Origin of the sequence: Paenibacillus terrae HPL-003 (genome assembly GCF_000235585.1) — a bacterium.
GTDB classification, from domain to species: domain Bacteria; phylum Bacillota; class Bacilli; order Paenibacillales; family Paenibacillaceae; genus Paenibacillus; species Paenibacillus terrae_B.
In genome coordinates, this window is the sequence record NC_016641.1 from 4,427,552 (window position 1) to 4,447,358 (window position 19,807).

Below are 19,807 nucleotides of genomic sequence, written 5' to 3' on the forward strand. Positions count from 1 at the left end.
TAATAATTCTCATTATCAAACGCCTTCATGAGCACAGGTTTGTGTTATATCCTACATACTATTCAACAGTAAGGGTGAAAAATAGTCATGAAATTATCAGAATCATCGGAGAGTCCCACCCAGAGTAACCATAGCCAGCCGCCGACTCAATTCCACTCACGGCCATGGGCGGCTTCGCTCATCTTAACAGCCGGGCTAGCCCTTTTGGCGTTCGGTATCGCTTTATCTCTATCTTTCGGTGCGGCTCCTATTAAGCTGTTTGAGGTATGGAGCGCAGTCTTTCATTTTAACCCTGGAATACAAAATCATCAAATTATTTGGGAAATTCGGCTACCTCGAATTTTAGGTGGTGTATTGATCGGAGTCTGCTTCGCTGTGGCGGGGGCGATAATGCAGGGAATGACCCGCAACCCGCTGGCTGATTCGGGCTTGCTTGGGCTGAATTCGGGAGCCAGCTTGGCGATGGCGATTTGTTTTGCCCTTTTTCCCGGGTCATCCTTTTTACAGCTGATGCTGTACTCCTTTGTTGGCGCGGCCTTAGCCGTTGTGATGGTATATGGTACAAGCTCCATATCCAAGGGTGGACTTACGCCAGTACGCCTTGTATTGGCGGGTGCAGCTGTAACGGCATTGCTGTCTGCCTTGGGTGACGCGATCAGCTTGTATTTTAATGTCGGGCAGGATCTGGCCTTCTGGTATGCAGGCGGACTTAGCGGAACCAAGTGGGTGCAACTGGGGATTGTCTTGCCTTGGGTTGTGGCTGCTTTCATCGGCGCTCTTATGCTGTCACGGTCTATTACGTTGCTCAGCCTCGGGGATGAAATTGCGCTCAGTCTCGGTCAGCGCACTGGCATTGTAAAGGTGCTTGGGATGATCTTGGTACTTATTCTGGCGGGGGCGGCAGTGTCGCTGGTAGGCTCTATCGGCTTGTAGGGCTGATTATTCCTCATATGACCCGCAAGCTGGTAGGTGTCGATTATCGCTGGATCATTCCTTGCTCGGCCATTATGGGGGCTTTACTCATCGTGTTTGCCGATCTGGCGGCTCGTATGATTAATGCACCGGAGGAAACACCAGTAGGCGTGCTTATTGCCCTGATTGGGGTGCCATTCTTCCTTTATCTGGCTCGTAAAGAAAGGAGAGCACTGTAAGATGAATAACATCACGACTGGAGCTATTGCCAAAGCAGGTCACCGTAAAATAATCCATGATTGGATCGCTGTTATCGTTCTGATCATTCTGCTCATTGTTGCATTCACCATTAGTGCGAATACAGGAACCATTCGACTTTCGCCAATGGAGCTTTTTAGAACCTTATTTGGGCAAGGGACTCCACAGCAGGAATTAATCTTGTTTGAATTCCGATTGCCACGAATGGTTATTTCCATTTTGATCGGTGCAGGTCTGGCGGTTTCCGGCTGTATCATGCAAGGCGTTTCACGTAATGGTTTGGCGGACCCTGGTATTTTGGGGATTAATGCCGGAGCCGGGCTGATGGTTATGCTATTTGTATTGCTTTTCCCAACGATGCAAACAACAAATTCATTGTTTTTACTACCTGGCCTTGCACTGATTGGATCAGGAGCGACTGCTATTCTGATCTACGCGCTTTCTTACAAAAAGGGTGAAGGGATTTCTCCGACAAGGTTACTGTTAAGCGGGATTGGTGTAGCCGCAGGGATTAGTGCTGCGATGATCATCTTGACTCTCAAGCTTACGCCTGAAAGTTATACCTTTGTTGCCAGTTGGTTGGCAGGAAGTATATGGGGGTCCAACTGGAAATTTGTAATGGCACTGTTACCTTGGCTTGTGGTGTTGCTGCCTTTCGCATACTACAAGGCCAATGTAATGAATGTGCTTAATTTGGGAGATCAGACGGCATCCGGGTTAGGTACATCTATTGAAAAAGAACGCATCCTTCTGCTAGCTGCTGCGGTTGGATTGGCCAGTTCCAGCGTATCGGTTAGCGGTGGAATCGGCTTCGTCGGTTTAGTTGCTCCACATTTGGCGAGAAAACTTGTGGGTCCAAAGCATAAGATGCTGCTGGTGGCCTGTGCATTGGTCGGGGCACTGTTAGTGCTTGTGGCGGATACGATTACACGATCCTTACCTTTACAGAAAGAAATCCCGACAGGCTTGATCGTGGCGATCATTGGTGCTCCATACTTCCTATATCTGCTGAGTCGCTCCAAGGGATAACTTCGCGAAGAAATCATAACTTATTCTAAAAGCTATACATGACAAAATAACCTTCAGCCCCACTAAGGAAGTGGGGCTGAAGGTTATTTTGCATTTGAAAATTTAAACATTCGTATTTTTCATATCAACGGGAAGTATTCAAGGCATGAGAAGTTTGATGAAGCTCTCTGATCATTTTGTGCAAAGTGTAATTTTCTTGACGCGTCACGCCGTGTTGATTTTCCTGAACCAGCAATTGATGGATGTTCCGTTTTAGAATTTCACTTCGACGTTCCAGCATTTCGGTACTCATAAATAAATGAACACTCCCTTTGTCATGAATAAGTTACTTTTTTGAAATGAACTTAAGCTGAAAATAAGTTTGCCTTTCGACTTCTTTAAGTATAGCGTGCTGAATGATGAAGGGAAAACGGAGTGAGACAGCAAAATTCTTTTTCACATCATCCATGTCCCGCCGACGGCTACTCACCCCGTGGGTTCTTAGATATGCTTCCTGATGCTGACGATAACGGTATCTAAGGAGAAAATCAGTCAAAATGGTGGTAGACAAGGATAGAGGGCATTATTTATACTTAAAAAGCAGCAAAAAAAACTGCGTATAATATAAATTATACGCAGTTTAGGTTTAAATCGACTTTCATCAGCCCTCACGCACAAGATGTCGATCGAATTGTCGATAAAAAGTAGGCGAAAATGGACGTTTTACAGTATATTGGGAAGATGAATCGGAGCAGAGGTAATCGGGATGAACAAGGAGGGACGGCAAATGGAGCTGGATAAGATAGATGATATTGATGAAGTGTATGCTGAGGAGTTGGAAGCTTTTTTGATTTGGATGAAAGATGCAGGTTATACGATACATACGCAAAAAAACTATATGGGGGATGTGAAGCAGTTCTTACGTACGCTGCGTGAAAAGCCACTTGATCAGGTGAAGAAAATTCATGTTATGTCGTATCTGTCTAAAGCGCGGGAAAGTGGGGCCGGAGATAGTACGCGGAACCGGAAGCATGCGGCGGTAAGTAGCTTTTACAAAGCATTGCAGGAATTTGAATTGTGCAGCACGAATCCGGCATCTGGAATTAAAAAAGCAAAGACTGAAAAGAATCGTATGCCCGTCTATTTGGATGAAAAGGAAATACAGCCGTTTTTGCTCGCAGTGGAGGGGAAATATGCAAATCGCAACATGGCTATTTTTCTGCTCATGGTATATATGGGATTACGGGTGGGAGAGGTTCATTCTTTGAATGTCTCGGATTATAGCCGGGAACGACGCACCTTGGATGTGTTTGGTAAAGGACGCAAGTGGCGTACGCTTCCAGTGCCGGAGGCTGTGTGTGATATTTTAGACCGTGCAGTAACGGAAAGATTAACGCCGTGGAGAGGGAAGGAGGATGCGATGTTCGTGTCGCAAAAAGGCCGCCGTTTGGCAGTGCGCTCTATCCAGCAGATCGCTACAGAAACGTTCGAGCGATTCCAGCAAGATAAAGGTGCGCAGGCTCGGGTGGCCTACTCTAGCCATAAGCTGCGGCATACGTTTGCAACGATGCTTTTACGTAAGGGGGCCGATCTGCGTACAGTGCAGGAGCTGCTGGGGCACTCATCCATCCAGACAACCACCGTATATACACATGTTACGGATCGGGAGAAGGAAAAGGCGATGGATAAGCTGGATATTCAGGTGCCGATGATGGAATCATAAGGAAATATTGAAGTGCATCGAATGAATATATAGAATAGGATTACATAATAATTATTATGTAAACTAACTAGAAAGAATTACACCCTAACTTAAAAATAGCACCAATGATTTTGGATTATTAATATATATCGTGGACGGTTTGCCATTTATCATAACGCTTAGTCTTGTTTTTGATAGATTTGCTCCAAATGATGCTGCATATGTTGAATATAATCATCAACTAACCTGTACAGAAGTTTAATATATTTATGATTTGCTTATTTAATAGTTTCCATAGGTGAATGATATCCACGTGAGAGAACTCTTTCTGATATTGATTAGGGGATGTTGAATGCTTAATCATGATAAATCTTCGATGATTATTAGAAGCAGAGTCGCACAGATGCCCAAGTATTTCTTTTTAGACCATTTCTCTGGGAAAGGTCTGGCATTAAATTCAAGTTCAGAGATCGAAAAGAATTCTTTTTCATGATTCTCGATGAGTCTGGTGAGTTCTTCAACAGCATTCTGCAATAGATGTTCCTCCTTATTTGAGCGCTTGTCATATGATAAACCTTAGAATAAGCTGGAAAGCAATGGTGAATTAAAAGCCAGTATGATATTGCCTTGACAAAGATAATATTTTGCTGCAAAATTAATGAAGCCACTTTATAAATGTGTTTTATAAAGTGGCTTCATTAATTTTATAAAAAAGAAGGTGCAAGGTATGGAAAAAGCTAATGCAAATCTAATTAAAGAAATAAATCTGAACCTGGTTCGTAAAGTATTGAAGCAGATCGGTAAGGCAACCAAGCCCCAACTAGCCGCATTAACTGATTTAAGTGTGGTAACTATCAATACGCTTATGCAGGAATTGCTCCATCATGGAGAAATCTTTGAAGATGAAATCGTTCCATCAAACGGAGGCAGACATGCGTTAACCTATCGTTTTAATTATGAGTATAGTCTAGCACTGATTATACATATTAATGAAAAACAAGGGATAGATGTCGTGTGTACCACGGTAGTTGATTTAAATGAGGACGTTCTCATGAAAGAAGAGCATCCCTTTCAAATTTTTAATGCTACACAATTTTATTCTACGATTCAAGGCATCATTTCTCTCTATCCTTCCATTAAAGTTATTGGTATAGGAATCCCGGGACAATCTGTAAATGGAGAAATTACAGTCAGCAGCTATGAAAGGTTAAATGGAATTCGGTTGGCAGAGGATGTGCAGAGTAAATTTGGTTTGCCAGTCATTGTGGAGAATGACGTAAATGCCGCTGTATGTGGGTACGTCTACAGGGAACAAATAGATAAGGATCAATGTGTGCTGGCTATTTATTTTCCTGAGAATTCTCCCCCAGGGATGGGAATTTATTTGCGGGATGGGGTTTTAAAAGGCAAACATGGATTGGCTGGTGAAATCAAATTCCTTCCGTCTATAGTTTGGGATGAAAGCAAAGGAACAGAAGTTTTCTTCAATAGTATATGTGAAATTATTCAAATCTTACAATCCATATTTGACCCTGATCAAATTGTGGTCTATAGAGAGAATATTGAAGAAGCGTCTTTCTTTCATTTTTTAGAATCCTACAAATCTAAGCATAAGATGCCTTTGTATCCTGACATTATTCTCTCGGATTTATTTTATGAAGATTTTAAAACAGGGTTGAGAGGGTTAACTCTAAAAGAATTGGAACGTCCGATTATTGTCTTTAAATAATGCATATATGCGTAGTGAAAAGAGGAGGAGAGAATGATGGCAACATGGTTTCTGATTATTATTTATCTTTCGTTTATTAGCTTGGGTATCCCAGATTCACTGCTGGGGTCAGCTTGGCCCGTCATGTGGCCTGAACTTGGGGCGTCCTTTGGATCAGCTGGAATTGTATCCATGGTCGTCGCAGGGGGAACCATTGTATCAAGTCTAGTTAGCGGAAGTATCATTGAAAGAATGGGTACAGGTAAGGTCACTTTAGTGAGCTGCTTTTTGACTGCAGGAGCGTTACTCGGATTTTCATTTGCACCTTCTTTATTTTGGCTAGTATTATTAGCAATTCCTCTTGGTCTTGGCGGGGGAGCTGTTGATGCAGCGCTCAATCAATATGTGGCTACTTATTATAAGGCATATCATATGAGTTGGCTGCATTGCTTTTGGGGTGTTGGAGCAACGATGGGACCGATTATTATGTCTTTCTGCATTTCGAACTACAACTCATGGAGAAGTGGGTACACAGCCGTATCCATGATCCAGTTGGGTCTTGTTATTATTTTGCTCATTACACTACCATTATGGAAACGTGTTACCGCGATACAAAATCCCGTTATTCCCGAAGTCCAATCTGACTACTCACAGATGGATCATAATATTGTACAAGTTGAGAACATCCCCAAACAAAGGCTAATCCAAATGAAGGGAGTTAAGAACACGCTCATTACTTTTTTATTTTATTGTGGTGTGGAAGCCATGGTAGGCTTATGGGGAGCAAGCTATTTGGTAGGGGCTAGAAACATTGCAGCCGAAACTGCTGCTGGTTGGATATCTTTATACTACGGTGGAATTACGGTAGGCAGGCTTATTACGGGGTTCGTTACTTTAAAAATAAACAATCGAATGTTAATTCTGGCTGGCCAACTTACTGCAATTACTGGAGGACTCATTTTGTTGCTTCCTTTGCCGATTGCCTTTTTATTACCCGGGTTTATTCTTATTGGGTTAGGACTTGCGCCGATTTACCCTGGACTTCTTCATGAAACGCCAACTCGGTTTGGTAAAGAAAATTCTTCCAAACTCATGGGATATCAAATGGCAGTTGCTTATACAGGAACAACATTGCTTCCTCCCATTTTTGGGGTTATAGCTTCTCAGGCAAGTATTCATTTTTTTCCGGTTGCAGTCCTTGTTTTCCTTCTTTTTATGCTGTTCAGTTCAGAACAAGTGAATCGTATATTGAAAAAGAGAATTTTGAATAATTAATCTAAATTATCACTTGACCTGAAACGCGTTTCATCAGCTAAAGTAAACGTATAACCTAAAAGAGAAAGCGAGGCACACTATGATCTCATTGATTTTACTTTGCTCAGTTATATGGGTTGGTACTTATTGGTGCTTAGTATTATCCGGGCAGCCTATGGAAGTAAAACCTTACCGTTCCTTTGATGATTTTTTTGAATGACTTCATATAGCCACTTAGTAAAATAGTTTTTTTATCCACTTTATTAATATGTTTAATTAAATGATTTAATAAGTGAACAGGCTATACACGGCGCCCAATAAATCTGATTAAAGATCTTGCACAAAAGTTGATATACAAATACAAGGAGGTGTGGCAATGTGGGGGATTAAAGGTATCTTGTGTGTTATAATTTTATTCATTATGTACTTTGTGATCAGTAGTTTGGCTCATTCTTCTCTTGTTCAAAAGCTTGCAGCACGTATGCTTGAAAATTTTAAGAGAGACTTTGATATTGATTCATGGAAAGATAATGAAAAGTCGTAAATTAAATTCGATAAATAAAGATCTTTATATATTAAGGGAGGATTTATGTATGTTTAAACTGGTGGTAAGTGATCTAGATGGTACTTTTCTGAACAATAGTGGTACTTTCGATGCCGAATTATTTAATCAGGTGTATAGAGAAATGCAAGAAAATAATATTTCCTTTGTAGCTTGTACAGGTAAACAATGTGAACGAGTAGAAGAATTGTTTGGCGAGCACGGAAAAGGGATCTGGATCTTAGGAGACAGTGCTACTCGTATTAAAAAGGATGGAGTCGTCGTCAAAGAGTTTACGATTGAACACGATTTAGCATTACAAGCGATAAGAGAAATTGAATGTTTCTCCAATGACTTCATTATCATAGCATGTACAACGGAAGCAGCATTTGTTCATTCTCAAATTCAAGAGGAATATTATCAAATTGTAAAAGGCTCCTATAAGGAAGTTATTAAGATTGACTCATTTGATCAAATCAACAGCAGCTTTCTTAAAATAACCGTTTACGATCCATCTGGCAGAAGTTCCTTATTAAGAAAGCATGTTGAAAAGACCTTGTTGGATCAAATATATATTGTTGATTCTGAAGCAAATTGGCTGGATATTACAGCCCTTCATACCCATAAAGGGGAGACGGTAAGAAAACTCCAAGAGATATTGGGTGTTACTGAGGATGAAACCATGTCTTTTGGAGATGGAGAAAATGACGTGGAACTTATGAGTATAGCAAAATACAGTTTCGCTGTAAAAAATGCTTGTGAGAACACTAAAAATGCAGCCAGCTTTATTACTAAATCCAACGAAGAAAACGGTGTATTATTAACGATAAAGAAAATGATAGATTTACAAAACAATTAAAATTAATTATCGTTATAAAAAGAAGTACTCCAAACTGCCCCATGAAAGGATTACACGTAACATGAAAAATAAGATATTGGTTTTTGATATTGGCGGCTCTTTTATAAAATTCAGTTTGTATTTTCAAGGTGAATTTATGAGCAAGGGTAAAGTTGCAACACCATTAGACTCACTTGAGAACCTGCTTGTAGCTTTGAAGCAAATTCATCATCAGTTTATGGATGAATGTGTAGGTATAGCCGTCAGCATGCCAGGTATTGTGGATTCAGCAAGTGGCCATATGGTACATGGTGGTTCATTAAGATATATAAATGATATAAATATGATCGAAGTTTTTAAGAAAGCGTTTCATTTACCCGTAGCGATTGAAAATGATGGAAAATGTGCTGCTCTTGGAGAAGCATGGCGCGGTTCATTACAGGGAATCGCTGATGGTGTTGTTCTGGTAGTTGGAACAGGGATGGGTGGTGGAATCATCTCTCAAGGTAAATTGCTGAAAGGCCATCATTTATCGGCTGGGGAATTCTCCTTCGTCAGAACTAACAATGAGTATGTAGACAATGTTGATTATTTGCTTGGTATGCAAGGGAGTAGTTCTGTTTTATCTAAAACCGTTGCGAAAGCCAAAGGACTTCCTGCAGATTCTATGACAGGTGAAAAGGTATTCAAGCTCATTGAAGAAGGCGATCACACAGTTCAAACGATTTTTCAAGAATACTGTAGGAACATTGCAATACAAATTATTAATTTACAGATGATTCTTGACCCTGAAAAGTTTGTAATTGGGGGAGGCATATCTGCAAATCCTTTACTCGTTGTTACCATTAAAGAAGAGCTAGAGAAGCTTTATCTGGATTCGATCTTAAATTTTGTGCGTGCAGATATTGAGCAAAGTAAATTAGGCAATGAAGCGAATTTGCTAGGCGCTATATATAACTACAAACAATCACATCATCTTGAAGTATGACAAAAGATTAGATTACGACGAGTGTCAGAAAAGTAATATAAACGAATAAAATATAAACAAAAGGGCGTGTCATTAACTTTAGACACGCCTTTTTTTGGTATCGAAGCTTGTTTCGATATATTAGTTTACATAATAAATATTATGTTTAATCATTATCGATTTATGAGCCCTACGAACGAAAGCTGCAAATGTGTTTACATTTCTTCTTCCGGAGGAGATTCAATGATCAACCCTTGAACATGCTTGCGTTCCAGAAGCTTCCGTTTTTTGCGGTTTTCCTTTGTTTCTAAAACAATGTCCAGATCATAGTCGTCAGGATACAATTCAGTAGCAGCAATGTGAAGCGTGAGCCTCTTTTTGTTAATGGTCAACTTTTGTCCTTGGATCAAAACCCCTACATTACCCCGTTCATCCTCGGTTTTATAGACAATTCCGGTCCGATTTAAGTAGCCTACAAAAACACTATCGCCAAGGGCAAATGGTTTGGCTGAAGGGTTTAAAGTTCCTTTTTTAGGGGAAGGTTTATTTGCAACCACAGGCTTATCATCATCAAGAGCAGGGGGCATAATAAACGATTCCTGTGTATTCCGAGACGTCCTGCCTGCAGAAATGGTCTGAGAACGCTCGATAATACGATCCCACATCCCCAGCTTCAAGGCAATAGCGTATGCGTAGCTTTCCCCGGCCTCACCGATTCGAAGACGGTACAAGGGTTGCAGCGTTTCGGTATCAAACTCCATACGAGCATTTTGGAATCCGGGTGTATGTTCGGCAAAATGCTTGATTTCACTAAAGTGTGTCGTGGCCACTACCGTTGCCTGGCGGCGGTGGAATTCTTCCAACAGTGCAATGGAGAGTCCTACGCCTTCTCCCGGATCGGTACCAGATGCCATTTCATCGATCAGGATCAGTGTGGAGCTGCCCGCCGTTTCCAAAATGCCGATCATATTGCGAATATGTGCTGAAAAGGTGCTCAGCGCATGTTCAATACTTTGTCCGTCCCCGATGTCTACCTCAATTTCCTCGAATACAGCCATTCGGCTGCCTTCCAACACAGGTACGAGCAATCCGGATTGTACCATTAGAGTTAACAGGCCGACACTTTTGAGAGCCATCGTTTTTCCACCAGTATTGGGACCGGTAATAATGAGCGAGGAATAGCCTTGACCAATTGAAAAATCAAGCGGAACCATGGTATTCGCCATCAACGGGTGACGTGCACCATGGATATCTATAATTCCGTCTTGGTTAAGCTCGACCGGCACAGCATCTAGAGTCATGGCATATTTGGCTTTGGCTAATAAAAAATCCAGCACACCAACCGTCTCTGTGTTGATACTGAGCTCCTGGGTGTATGATTCGGCGAGGGCTGTAAGCTCACCAAGCACTTTCATTTCTTCTTTTGATTCTTCCGCCATGTTCGCGCTCTGATCGAATTGCAGGCTGACAATTTCAGCAGGTTCAACGTAAACCGTTTGACCGCTTCCTGATTCGTCGAGGACGTTGCCTTTTACTTGTTTACGAAATTCTTTTTTGATTGGAAGCACATAGCGGCCGCCGCGCTGGCTAACCATATTTTCCTGCATGATAGATCGATGCCGGCTGATAAGAGAATCAAGTTTCCTTTTAATTCGTTCTTCAGTGACCGTTATTTTTTTGCGAATTTTAGCCAACTCTTTACTGGCGATATCTGTCACTCGTCCTGAATAAATACATTTCTCGATTTCGGACAAAAGCGGCTCCATGCCATACATGGAGGAAGCGTAGGCACTGACAGTTGGAGCGGCATCTGCCTTGGAATTCATGTATTTTATGAGTTGGCTGCAACTTCTTATAAACTGAGCCATGTGAGAAAAATCGCGCTCGCTGAACAAATACCCGGTTCCCAGCAAGTGAAGAATATGTTCCATCCCTTCCAGTGAGGGGATAGGGACGCTTGCTCCGTGGTGTATCAACTGCAAGGCTTCGTTTGTTTCATTAAGACGAGTCCTGATTGTACGAATGTCTGTAATGGGAAGCATGGAAGCGGCATGATGCTTACCAAGGTAAGAAAAGGCACATTCGGAGACTCTTGTTTTGATTCGGTCGTATTCCAAACGCTGCATTGTGGTTTCATTCATGAGAAATCTCTCCTTTGGTTGTTTGTCAGGATTTTTGGAACCTTACTGCAAAAGAAAAAAGGGCGGAGAATGAACAAATCGTTCATTCTCCGCCCATAAGGAAAGAGGGAAATTATCGACAAATAAGCCTGGAATTCAGCTGTTGTAATTCCAAATTCAAGCCTCCGATTTATTCACGCATTAGCCCATTTGTAAGCTATTCGTCTCATGAATAAAGGAAGGATAAAAGGAAAGTTACAAAACCTGAAAACGAAAAAACCGCGCTGAACACAGCACGGAATAAGGCCTAAATGTAAATAATCCCTAAGGCGATTTATGATATCCGCATGTTCTTAACTAATACCAGGGTAAAAAAACAACAACAAACAAACCTATCCCCGAAGGGTACAAGGTGCCTGATGGTCTTCCCTGAATATGCAATTGCTTAGTTAAGAACGTTCACCGACATTAAAATCTCTCCCTTAATTGAAGATATATCCATACTATACGATTAGGCAAGCACTGAAGTCAAGGCCGACTTCTTCAATTCGATACTAAAATGATCATGAGAACAAAGAAATACGATGTACGTAATATATATTATGTTAACTTAATGAAAACTGGGCAGTTATTATCTTTTAATTGAGAATAATAATCATTAAAATTGTAATGATGAATGGAACTCGTATATACTGCGAATCCATCGTAGATATTAATCTGTTCAGTCCTTTATTGAGCATTGGAAAACTTACGAGAGATATTCCTATATTTTGTAGGTGATATCCCTTTTTTAGCTTTAAACTGCTTGATAAAGTATGTGTCATACTCGAATCCCGTAGCGTGCGCTATTTCATTCAGCTTCATACCAGTATGCGTAAGAAGATCACATGCAACTTTCAAACGATATTCAAGCATGTAACCTATTGCCGTATTTCCGCATCTCTCTTTAAATAATTTATTGAGAGTTACACGGTTCAAATGGACACAATTCGTCAAATCCTCCAAAGAAATCTTCCTTGAGTAGTTCGTTTGTATATATTCTATTGCTAAATCCACAGGAGACCGTTCACTGGTCAGGCATAAATCCTCAAGTAACCCCAAAATTTGTATAAGATACTTTTTTATTCTGCATACCCAGTTTGAATCGCTTTGCGCCTGAACTTCCATACCAAGTATAAAAAACCATTCAAATAAAATCGGATATGCTTTTTCTGTTACATGGGGGACGCTTAAAAAGAGAGGATCACGTTGAAACAGCGAAAGACCTGTTTGTATTCTCGGACTAGTTGGAAAATAACCTTGCGTTTCGGACAGTGTTATGGTGTTGAGAAATTGGGAATCATAACAAAAGGATTGCGCCGCTACGCTAACCTTCTCGTTGACTTGGATAACATCATATTCAGTCAAGCAAAGGACACCCGGAGCGACAATAGTTATGGGAAACTCGTTGAATATCCCTTTCAAGGTTCCTGAAGTAATTAAGATAATTGTAAAACGTTGAGGATAAGGAAGGTTACTAAAGTCCTCCACGGCGAAAAATTCAATGTTCACTGAACGTTTTTTGTAACGGTCGGTCTGCGGCATAATGGTCACCTATCAAATAGTATAGTTAGATGCTTCGTTTTTAGCATAGTACCACAGAAGTTCAAGGGATATCATTAAGATGTGCACAAAAAAGGAGGAGAAATATAATGTCTGTTGAACGTTTTCATATTCACATTGCAGATGAAGTCCTTGTTGATTTAAAGAGAAGATTACAGCACATCCGCTGGCCGGATCAATTGGAAAACTCAGGCTGGGATCGAGGTGCTGATTTAACTTATTTAAAATCCCTTGTTTCGTATTGGCGGGAACAGTATGATTGGCGCGAGCATGAATCTCAGTTAAACCGTTTTTCCCAGTTTTGCTGCAACATTAATGGAATTGATGTGCACTTTGTTCATGAGTGCGGCAAGGGTCCCAATCCCATACCCATTATTCTAACCCACGGATGGCCAGATAGTTACCTTAGATATCAGAAAATTATTCCTCTTCTTACAGATCCAGCTAGCTATGGAGGTGATCCTAAGGATTCTTTCGATGTCATTGTCCCTTCATTACCTGGTTTCGGGTTCTCTAGCTCTCCTGACCATCCTGGTGTCAACAATTATCAGGTTTCCGAGATGTGGGCTAAATTAATGACAAAAGAATTAGGATACGGTAAGTTTGCTGCAGCAGGTGGGGATATAGGTTCCGGAGTTACAAGATATCTGGCATCGAATCATCCTGAACTTTTATTCGGGATTCACCTAACAGATATTGGTATCATAAGAGATCTCCTTACGTCCCATGAGCAGGTAAAACTTTCAGAGGAAGAACTTCAATACAAGAAAAGAGCATTAGAATGGATTTCTCTAGAAGGAGGGTATATGTCGATACAATCGACACGTCCACAGACTCTTGCGTATGGACTTTCTGATTCACCAGTAGGCTTAGCCGGTTGGATTATTGAGAAATTCCGAGCTTGGAGTGATTGTGGAGGTGACCTCCGTCAAAGATTTAGCGAAGATGAACTCATTACGCATATCATGGTTTATTGGCTTACTAACACAATTGGGTCGTCAACACGGATGTATTACGAAAATTCACATTCTCTGCCGCCAATAGGCTATATAAAAGTACCAACTGGGGTTGCATTATTCCCAGCAGATATAGTATTACCACCAAAAGACTGGGCAGTACGCAATTTAAATATAACTCGCTGGACTAACATGGCTCGTGGTGGGCATTTTACGGCCATGGAAGAGCCAGAGCTTTTAGCCCAAGAAATTCGTGCCTTCTACAAGCCTTATAGAGTGGAATAGTGAGTGTTTCTGATGGAGCAGATACCTTAGAATAATTATTCAAAAGCGAAGAGACCTTTTGAGTATGCGAACATCGAATGGATTCAGCGTTTGTTTGATGAAAAAGATACGGATAAAATCTTTTTTTCGAATGCTATTAAATGGTATTTTAAATAATTTTAATATGCACACTGATAGCTAACGAAGAACTATAGCATAACACGACGGCACCAATCGGCTGCCGTTTCTCAACTAATGGGCAGTTATGCCGCGCCTTTTATTTGGCGGAGAAAAGATACGTTTCACCATTAGGTTTGGCTCCTCCAAACCTAGAATATTCACAACAATAGCCTTATTCCTTCTGTACAATAATGGGGAGGAGGCTATTTTAAAAAAAGAAAAATGCTCCCGTACCTTTGGCTAGGATTTACGGGAGTATTCCAATCAGTTGTTGAAGTAGTGAGACTGTTCGAGGTCGGGGATAGTGCAGGTTGCACAGGTCGCCATCCCAGAAGTTCCTGAGTTGCAACGCTTGATCTCGGGATATCGAGCGCTGCAAGTGTGCTGAGGAAGCCGAAGTGGGCGTCTGCCTCTTCACGTGAAATGCTGACTACAGGCACGTTCAGGTGTTCACCGATAACACTTGCGATGTCGCGAAATGGCACACCTTCATCTGCAACCCAATTTAGTCATCTCGAGCTCGAAAGCTTGCCGGATACAGGAACCTTGCGCGAAGATCTCCTCGTGCTTTTGAAGCCGCAATCGATCGCGGAGGAAGAACGGAAATTTCGAGTCCTAGCGGGCCTAGGCTCCTTTTTGCAGCATCCGGAATTTGCCGAAGCAGAAATAGCCGGGATTTTCGAGCCATGGGTTGTCGTGAACCGCAAGCTTATGAGCCGAGCCGTCGACCGCGGTGAAATTCCTGCTCACGCGGACATTGAGATGGCTTGCCAGGTTATTACTTCAATGGTTTCTTTTCGCGGACTTATCCAGCGTAAACCGTTTGACAAGCTTTTCTTCACAGCGCTAATCGACGGCATTCTGCTGCCTGCCCTCAAAAACCCGCAAACAGCTCCAAATATAATGGACCGATGATGACCAGGCGCTTACCAGAAGAAGCTAGCCATTGTACCGAGTGGCCGGAAATTAAATGATTATGTTGCCGGATATGGATGGAGGAGGATGTAATCCATTTGAAGATCTCATGTCAGACATTAAGGGAAAGAGCCAGCTTGATAACGGAGCACCGTTAGATTTTAATCAAGGCATGCTGGGGTATGAAAAAGCATCAACCACGCAGCTTCGCGGAGAGCGCCGGAGAGAACTTTATCGCCGATTTTTTTAGTATGTGGTAGCGGCGGATTCTCCTTTAGAGATCCGTCGCTATTCAACTAATTATACCTACGAATAATACTCTAAGTTGGTAAATAGCAACAAATCACAGATTAGTTATGCCCACCAGCTCCATAAATCGTGAGAGAGCACTGGTCATGTACGAGTCACGACGCCTTATAAACACAGTGGGTACTGTTCTGTACGGTTCCGGTAATGGGTGACAGTTAAGTCTTCCCTGCATCCGTGATTCAACCATAGATATAGGTAAGACGGTGACTCCTAACCCGTTTTCAACGCATTTAAGGACACCCTCTAGAGTGCCATACTCCATCACCTTCATAGGAGCATGGCCATTGTCCTCTAGCCATCGCTGCCAACGTCCCAAATAGATGCAATGCGCGAATGACGAAAGCAATGGTTCATGTAAAATCAATTCTAATTGGAATGGTTCCGGAGAGTAGCTTGTAATCAAAACTAGAGATTCTTCAAAGACAGGGTATTCAACAATTTCCGGATGAAGAATTGGCCCATCCACAAATGCGCCGTCTACCTTATATTTGAGAATGGTACTAACCTGATCTACAGTAGGTGCCATATATAAGCTTAATTCTACTTGTGGAAATTTCTTGTGGTATTGTGTAAAAATCAATGGCAATCGTGTAGAGGCAGTTGACTCCATAGCTCCAATGCGCAAAGTTCCCCGCGGGGCAGAAGAAAGCTTAACTGCCTCAATGGCTTCCTCGAAATCGTAAAGCAACTTGTTTACATACGGCAACAGTTCACGTCCTGCAGGTGTTAAGGATACCTTCTTATGATATCGATATAACAGAGGAACGCCCAACTCTTGCTCAAGACGTTGTATTCGTGCAGTAACGTTGGACTGTACATAATTCAATTTCTCAGCAGCTTTTGTAATGCTTTGTTCAATTGCTACTGCCTTAAACACCTCCAAAGATCTAATGTCCAAAACAACTCTCTCCTTTTGCATCACAAAATTTGATTATCTATACACTATTTTTTAATTTTACGTGATGCATCGCAGTATGTAAACTTAGTTAATAAGAGGGATGTACACCAAAACCAAGTGATTGAGTACCTCTTTATCTGATGATGAGGAGTGAATGGGGAAGAAGCAGACTCTAACCGGGGCAAAATGCAGCACACGTTACCAATAATGAGGAGGGAATCTCATGATTTCGAAGGTCAATGTACAAGATAAATTTTTGCAAATAATTGATTATTGGAATCCAAGAATAGGCGGAGAGTTGAACGATTCATACGTAAAAATGGCAAAGATCAAGGGTGAATTCATTTGGCATCACCATGATCACGAGGACGAAATGTTCTTCGTATGGAAAGGGAGACTTCTAATCCGTTTGAGAGACGGTGAAGTAGCTGTTAACGAAGGGGAGTTTGTTATTATACCTAAAGGAGTTGAACATCAGCCAATTGCTGAAGAAGAGGTCCATTTACTATTAATCGAACCAAAAACTACTCTAAACACGGGAAATGTGGTGAATGAACGAACCGTTTCGATTCCTCAACGAATTTGATGAAGCGCTCATCAGTGAAAAAATTATACTGATTTTGATTCGATCCTTAGCTAATGATTCAACTAATGGGAAACGCTAGTTGAACCAATAGTCTAAAACCTCCTTATAGAAGCAGACTAGAATTAATTGCCCAAGTAGATTGAACAAGAAAAAGGAGAGATTAATATTAATTACCAAGCTATTAATCTGAATGAGAAATTATCTAAGTTCAAAGTACACTGGTCTCCGAAAGTCATTGGAGAAATGAATGACTATCAATTTAAATTGGTCAAGATAGATGGGGATTTTGTATGGCACGATCATCAAGATACCGACGAGGTGTTTATCGTGCTCGAAGGGGAGATGTTCATCGATTTCCACGATGGCCAAGTAAAGATTTCCCAAGGAGAGATGTTTATTGTACCAAGGGGTGTCGCACACAAAACTTTCGCTAACCAGGAATGTCATATTATGTTGGTGGAGCCAAGGGGCGTAGTAAACACTGGCGAGACTGAGTCAGAATTAACAGCAGTCAATGATATTTGGATCTAATGCATTTAGCTTCAGTTCGATTACATCGTTAAAGTAACGGGAAACTATAGTCATTTGGTGCGCGGATAATGCCTATGATCAAACTTACACCAATTGCCCTGATCTTTCCTTCCTGATACAGTTCCTGCATCGCACGCCAAGAACCGTATATATCCCTAATCGGCTGATGAATTAAATACAGATCCAAATAATCAAGTGAAGTCGTTCCAATGATTTTGCAAATGCTTTTTTTGCACTTTCATAACCAGCATCCTGAATCCAAAGTTTTGTAGTAATAAATAACTCTTCTCTTGGTATGCCGCTCCTTTTGGTAGCTCTGCCCACCGCTTCTTCATTTTGATAAGCGGCAGCGGTATCAATCAAACGATAGCCTGCAATAAGGGCGTCGTAAACCGACTGTTCACATACTTGAGCATCTCCAAGGGCATTTCAACTCCATTGTTCAGAATTACTTTTTGCATATTAAACCCTCCTGATTTAATAATTTTTGGGATTTATAATCTCGGCTTACCTGAGCTATTTAAAAAAAAGGTATGTCAGTAGAAGACATCAAAAAATGTTTGGAAGGAGACTCTACCATTCAGGAGCGTTATGAAATTATACTGAGGCAAAAAGAGTTGGTACTAAATCAGATAATACAAATCCCGCAAAATGGGAAAAAGATAATATGAATTTGCCCATTAATATAAAATTTATTATTTTAAAATACATCAAGTTCAAATAAACAAAAGCGCCCCTGGAGAATGGCAGATCATATCTCCAGGGGCGCTTTCTTGTGCTGTTATTCAGAATCATCGGCTATGACAGCTTGTACAGGCTGCCTGTTACGAAGCAATGGTAACAACAGCATCGCAAGCCGGCGCTCACGGTATATACGGTGTTCAGGGAGGATTCGCGTTTGAGTGTTCCGCCGATACTCATACCGACGACCATCATCCCGGAGAACAAGGGAGAGAGGGCGCCACCGACGCGGCCGATAAAAGCAGCTTCGGCATTTTTCATCATCATCGTGTTGATACCGATATGGATGCAAGGATAAAATAGGCCACTGAATACTTGTAATGCCATTGTCAGCATAATATTGTGCGACCATCCGACTCCAAAGGTTGCCAGTGTGCTTACCAAAAGTCCGGTTACCAGCAGTAATTGTGGCTGTACTTTTTTGGCAACCCCCATAATCAGGCCGCCTCCCACCAACATAGCCGCTCCGTTCGCCATTAACGGCCATTGCAGAAATTCCTTGTTTTGTCCAAGGTTCTCGATGGCGACAAAAACCATTAATGGTTGAATAAGCCCGACCGCCAGCCCAATTACAGTAAATGTTCCCCCAAGCGTGCGAAGTGTACGGTTATTCCATACATAACGTATCCCTTCTTTAAGCTCTTGAATGAAAGGAGTTGGTTGATCGTCTATCTCAAGCGCTTGTTCATCTTGTGGAATACGAGTTAGAACAAGCGCCGAGATGAGAAACAATATTCCTGTTATAGACAATGAAACGAAAATTCCAAAGTGTTGATAAATAAATGTACCGATAACGGGGCCGATAACCATAAATAACGCCATAAGAGACTGAAAAAGGGCCATCACTCCCTGAAGCTGTTCTGGTGCTACATGCTGCTTAAATATCTTCATCGCAGACGGCTGAGAAAATTGAGATAGAATGGCCGAAAAGAATGTAGACAGCAAAAGCACCTGCCATGATCCATGCCACATTGCCAGCAACACGATAAAAATAGACGCAGCCGACAGCAGATCGCAACTAACCATGGTCCGTTTAGGCCGCCAACGGTCCGCAAACGTACCTCCAATAGATAGGCGCAAATTCAGCAACCGAGATGAGCGACACGTATATGGGATCATTATGAGTCAGATCTGTTACATACAACAATATGGCAAAGTTCCGCACCCAGATGCCCAAATTGAGCAGCGCATTGGAGGCGATAATGGTCCTTATATATGGATTTTTTAACAACAATAAACTCTCCCTTTCTGATTTAGGCGTAATTCACCCAGAATTATTTTTCTGTTTATATAAACAAAAAGTATTTTTGTCTATATAACAATAGATAATATAATGAATTAGCTACTATTTAGTCAACTGTTTTTTATGAATTAAGAAGATCAGTATGATGCAGAAATTATTTTCAATAAAATACATAATAAATATTATGTAAACCTATGTGTATTTTAACGATGAGGATTTGCATCCGATGTACCTTTTAAAATCATAGTGATATAATTACGCGTACATGCCTGAA

General features: G+C 41.3%; 17 protein-coding genes and 4 pseudogenes. 14 read left to right on the top strand and 7 right to left on the bottom strand.

Going from position 1 to position 19,807, the window contains the following annotated elements; all coding sequences use genetic code 11:
- Positions 1–87 precede the first annotated feature (87 nt).
- Positions 88–1,151, top strand: a pseudogene (locus HPL003_RS19950) (FecCD family ABC transporter permease).
- A gap of 1 nt (position 1,152) precedes the next feature.
- Complete coding sequence (locus HPL003_RS19955; protein ID WP_014281549.1) at positions 1,153–2,199, top strand: FecCD family ABC transporter permease; 1,047 nt, start codon at positions 1,153–1,155, stop codon at positions 2,197–2,199.
- Between the two features lie 124 nt (positions 2,200–2,323).
- Here HPL003_RS19955 and HPL003_RS29285 read toward each other — a convergent pair whose 3' ends face one another.
- Complete coding sequence (locus tag HPL003_RS29285) at positions 2,324–2,491, bottom strand: hypothetical protein (protein WP_007432475.1); 168 nt, start codon at positions 2,489–2,491, stop codon at positions 2,324–2,326.
- Between the two features lie 453 nt (positions 2,492–2,944).
- On the opposite strand from HPL003_RS29285, the gene HPL003_RS19960 reads away from it, so the two are divergent.
- Positions 2,945–3,901, top strand: a complete 957-nt coding sequence (locus HPL003_RS19960; RefSeq protein WP_043922460.1) for a tyrosine-type recombinase/integrase — start codon at positions 2,945–2,947, stop codon at positions 3,899–3,901.
- Positions 3,902–4,240: 339 nt separating this feature from the next.
- On the opposite strand, the gene HPL003_RS29945 is transcribed toward HPL003_RS19960, so the two are convergent.
- Positions 4,241–4,414 (bottom strand): hypothetical protein, encoded by a 174-nt coding sequence (locus HPL003_RS29945; protein ID WP_014281552.1) that lies wholly within the window; start codon positions 4,412–4,414, stop codon positions 4,241–4,243.
- A 193-nt stretch (positions 4,415–4,607) separates the two neighbouring features.
- Between HPL003_RS29945 and HPL003_RS19965 the strand changes: the two genes are divergently transcribed.
- From HPL003_RS19965 to HPL003_RS19980, 5 genes are all read left to right on the top strand, one after another.
- On the top strand, positions 4,608–5,609 hold the full coding sequence (locus tag HPL003_RS19965) for an ROK family protein (protein ID WP_014281553.1): 1,002 nt from the start codon (positions 4,608–4,610) through the stop codon (positions 5,607–5,609).
- 33 nt (positions 5,610–5,642) lie between these two features.
- The gene (locus HPL003_RS19970; RefSeq protein WP_043922461.1) at positions 5,643–6,863 is read left to right on the top strand and encodes an MFS transporter; all 1,221 of its coding nucleotides are present in this window, start codon (positions 5,643–5,645) and stop codon (positions 6,861–6,863) included.
- Positions 6,864–7,218: 355 nt separating this feature from the next.
- Complete coding sequence (locus HPL003_RS29290) at positions 7,219–7,386, top strand: hypothetical protein (protein WP_014281555.1); 168 nt, start codon at positions 7,219–7,221, stop codon at positions 7,384–7,386.
- A 49-nt stretch (positions 7,387–7,435) separates the two neighbouring features.
- A complete protein-coding gene (locus tag HPL003_RS19975; protein WP_014281556.1) occupies positions 7,436–8,242 on the top strand; it encodes an HAD-IIB family hydrolase in 807 nt (268 codons plus the stop codon).
- A 61-nt stretch (positions 8,243–8,303) separates the two neighbouring features.
- Positions 8,304–9,209, top strand: coding sequence for an ROK family protein (locus tag HPL003_RS19980; RefSeq protein ID WP_014281557.1), 906 nt, complete (start codon positions 8,304–8,306; stop codon positions 9,207–9,209).
- Positions 9,210–9,403: 194 nt separating this feature from the next.
- Here the strand turns inward: HPL003_RS19980 and HPL003_RS19985 are convergent, their stop codons facing one another.
- Complete coding sequence (locus HPL003_RS19985) at positions 9,404–11,329, bottom strand: endonuclease MutS2 (protein WP_014281558.1); 1,926 nt, start codon at positions 11,327–11,329, stop codon at positions 9,404–9,406.
- A gap of 708 nt (positions 11,330–12,037) precedes the next feature.
- Positions 12,038–12,892 (bottom strand): helix-turn-helix domain-containing protein, encoded by an 855-nt coding sequence (locus HPL003_RS19990; RefSeq protein ID WP_014281559.1) that lies wholly within the window; start codon positions 12,890–12,892, stop codon positions 12,038–12,040.
- 107 nt (positions 12,893–12,999) lie between these two features.
- On the opposite strand from HPL003_RS19990, the gene HPL003_RS19995 reads away from it, so the two are divergent.
- From HPL003_RS19995 to HPL003_RS29955, 4 genes and pseudogenes are all read left to right on the top strand, one after another.
- The gene (locus HPL003_RS19995; RefSeq protein WP_014281560.1) at positions 13,000–14,151 is read left to right on the top strand and encodes an epoxide hydrolase family protein; all 1,152 of its coding nucleotides are present in this window, start codon (positions 13,000–13,002) and stop codon (positions 14,149–14,151) included.
- Positions 14,152–14,190: 39 nt separating this feature from the next.
- A pseudogene (locus tag HPL003_RS29950) lies at positions 14,191–14,307 on the top strand (amidohydrolase family protein); the annotation flags it as partial.
- Between the two features lie 384 nt (positions 14,308–14,691).
- On the top strand, positions 14,692–15,225 hold the full coding sequence (locus tag HPL003_RS20000; RefSeq protein ID WP_238533400.1) for a TetR-like C-terminal domain-containing protein: 534 nt from the start codon (positions 14,692–14,694) through the stop codon (positions 15,223–15,225).
- 55 nt (positions 15,226–15,280) lie between these two features.
- The gene (locus HPL003_RS29955; protein WP_014281562.1) at positions 15,281–15,475 is read left to right on the top strand and encodes a hypothetical protein; all 195 of its coding nucleotides are present in this window, start codon (positions 15,281–15,283) and stop codon (positions 15,473–15,475) included.
- A gap of 93 nt (positions 15,476–15,568) precedes the next feature.
- On the opposite strand, the gene HPL003_RS20010 is transcribed toward HPL003_RS29955, so the two are convergent.
- The gene (locus tag HPL003_RS20010; protein WP_014281563.1) at positions 15,569–16,432 is read right to left on the bottom strand and encodes a LysR family transcriptional regulator; all 864 of its coding nucleotides are present in this window, start codon (positions 16,430–16,432) and stop codon (positions 15,569–15,571) included.
- A 223-nt stretch (positions 16,433–16,655) separates the two neighbouring features.
- On the opposite strand from HPL003_RS20010, the gene HPL003_RS20015 reads away from it, so the two are divergent.
- Both HPL003_RS20015 and HPL003_RS20020 read left to right on the top strand, forming a co-directional pair.
- On the top strand, positions 16,656–17,018 hold the full coding sequence (locus tag HPL003_RS20015) for a cupin domain-containing protein (protein ID WP_014281564.1): 363 nt from the start codon (positions 16,656–16,658) through the stop codon (positions 17,016–17,018).
- A 165-nt stretch (positions 17,019–17,183) separates the two neighbouring features.
- On the top strand, positions 17,184–17,549 hold the full coding sequence (locus tag HPL003_RS20020; protein WP_043922462.1) for a cupin domain-containing protein: 366 nt from the start codon (positions 17,184–17,186) through the stop codon (positions 17,547–17,549).
- 82 nt (positions 17,550–17,631) lie between these two features.
- On the opposite strand, the pseudogene HPL003_RS20025 reads toward HPL003_RS20020, so the two are convergent.
- Together HPL003_RS20025 and HPL003_RS20030 are read right to left on the bottom strand one after the other, a co-directional pair.
- Positions 17,632–18,010: pseudogene (locus HPL003_RS20025) on the bottom strand (aldo/keto reductase); the annotation flags it as partial.
- A 320-nt stretch (positions 18,011–18,330) separates the two neighbouring features.
- A pseudogene (locus HPL003_RS20030) lies at positions 18,331–19,521 on the bottom strand (MFS transporter).
- Positions 19,522–19,807: the final 286 nt, after the last annotated feature.

What these genes read in the sequence shown, in the direction of transcription:
- HPL003_RS19955 (WP_014281549.1), top strand. Translation starts at nt 1,153, where the DNA reads ATGAATAACATCACGACTGGAGCTATTGCCAAAGCAGGTCACCGTAAA.
- HPL003_RS29285 (WP_007432475.1), bottom strand. Translation starts at nt 2,491, where the DNA reads ATGAGTACCGAAATGCTGGAACGTCGAAGTGAAATTCTAAAACGGAAC.
- HPL003_RS19960 (WP_043922460.1), top strand. Translation starts at nt 2,945, where the DNA reads ATGAACAAGGAGGGACGGCAAATGGAGCTGGATAAGATAGATGATATT.
- HPL003_RS19965 (WP_014281553.1), top strand. Translation starts at nt 4,608, where the DNA reads ATGGAAAAAGCTAATGCAAATCTAATTAAAGAAATAAATCTGAACCTG.
- HPL003_RS19970 (WP_043922461.1), top strand. Translation starts at nt 5,643, where the DNA reads ATGATGGCAACATGGTTTCTGATTATTATTTATCTTTCGTTTATTAGC.
- HPL003_RS29290 (WP_014281555.1), top strand. Translation starts at nt 7,219, where the DNA reads ATGTGGGGGATTAAAGGTATCTTGTGTGTTATAATTTTATTCATTATG.
- HPL003_RS19975 (WP_014281556.1), top strand. Translation starts at nt 7,436, where the DNA reads ATGTTTAAACTGGTGGTAAGTGATCTAGATGGTACTTTTCTGAACAAT.
- HPL003_RS19980 (WP_014281557.1), top strand. Translation starts at nt 8,304, where the DNA reads ATGAAAAATAAGATATTGGTTTTTGATATTGGCGGCTCTTTTATAAAA.
- HPL003_RS19985 (WP_014281558.1), bottom strand. Translation starts at nt 11,329, where the DNA reads ATGAATGAAACCACAATGCAGCGTTTGGAATACGACCGAATCAAAACA.
- HPL003_RS19990 (WP_014281559.1), bottom strand. Translation starts at nt 12,892, where the DNA reads ATGCCGCAGACCGACCGTTACAAAAAACGTTCAGTGAACATTGAATTT.
- HPL003_RS19995 (WP_014281560.1), top strand. Translation starts at nt 13,000, where the DNA reads ATGTCTGTTGAACGTTTTCATATTCACATTGCAGATGAAGTCCTTGTT.
- HPL003_RS29955 (WP_014281562.1), top strand. Translation starts at nt 15,281, where the DNA reads ATGATTATGTTGCCGGATATGGATGGAGGAGGATGTAATCCATTTGAA.
- HPL003_RS20015 (WP_014281564.1), top strand. Translation starts at nt 16,656, where the DNA reads ATGATTTCGAAGGTCAATGTACAAGATAAATTTTTGCAAATAATTGAT.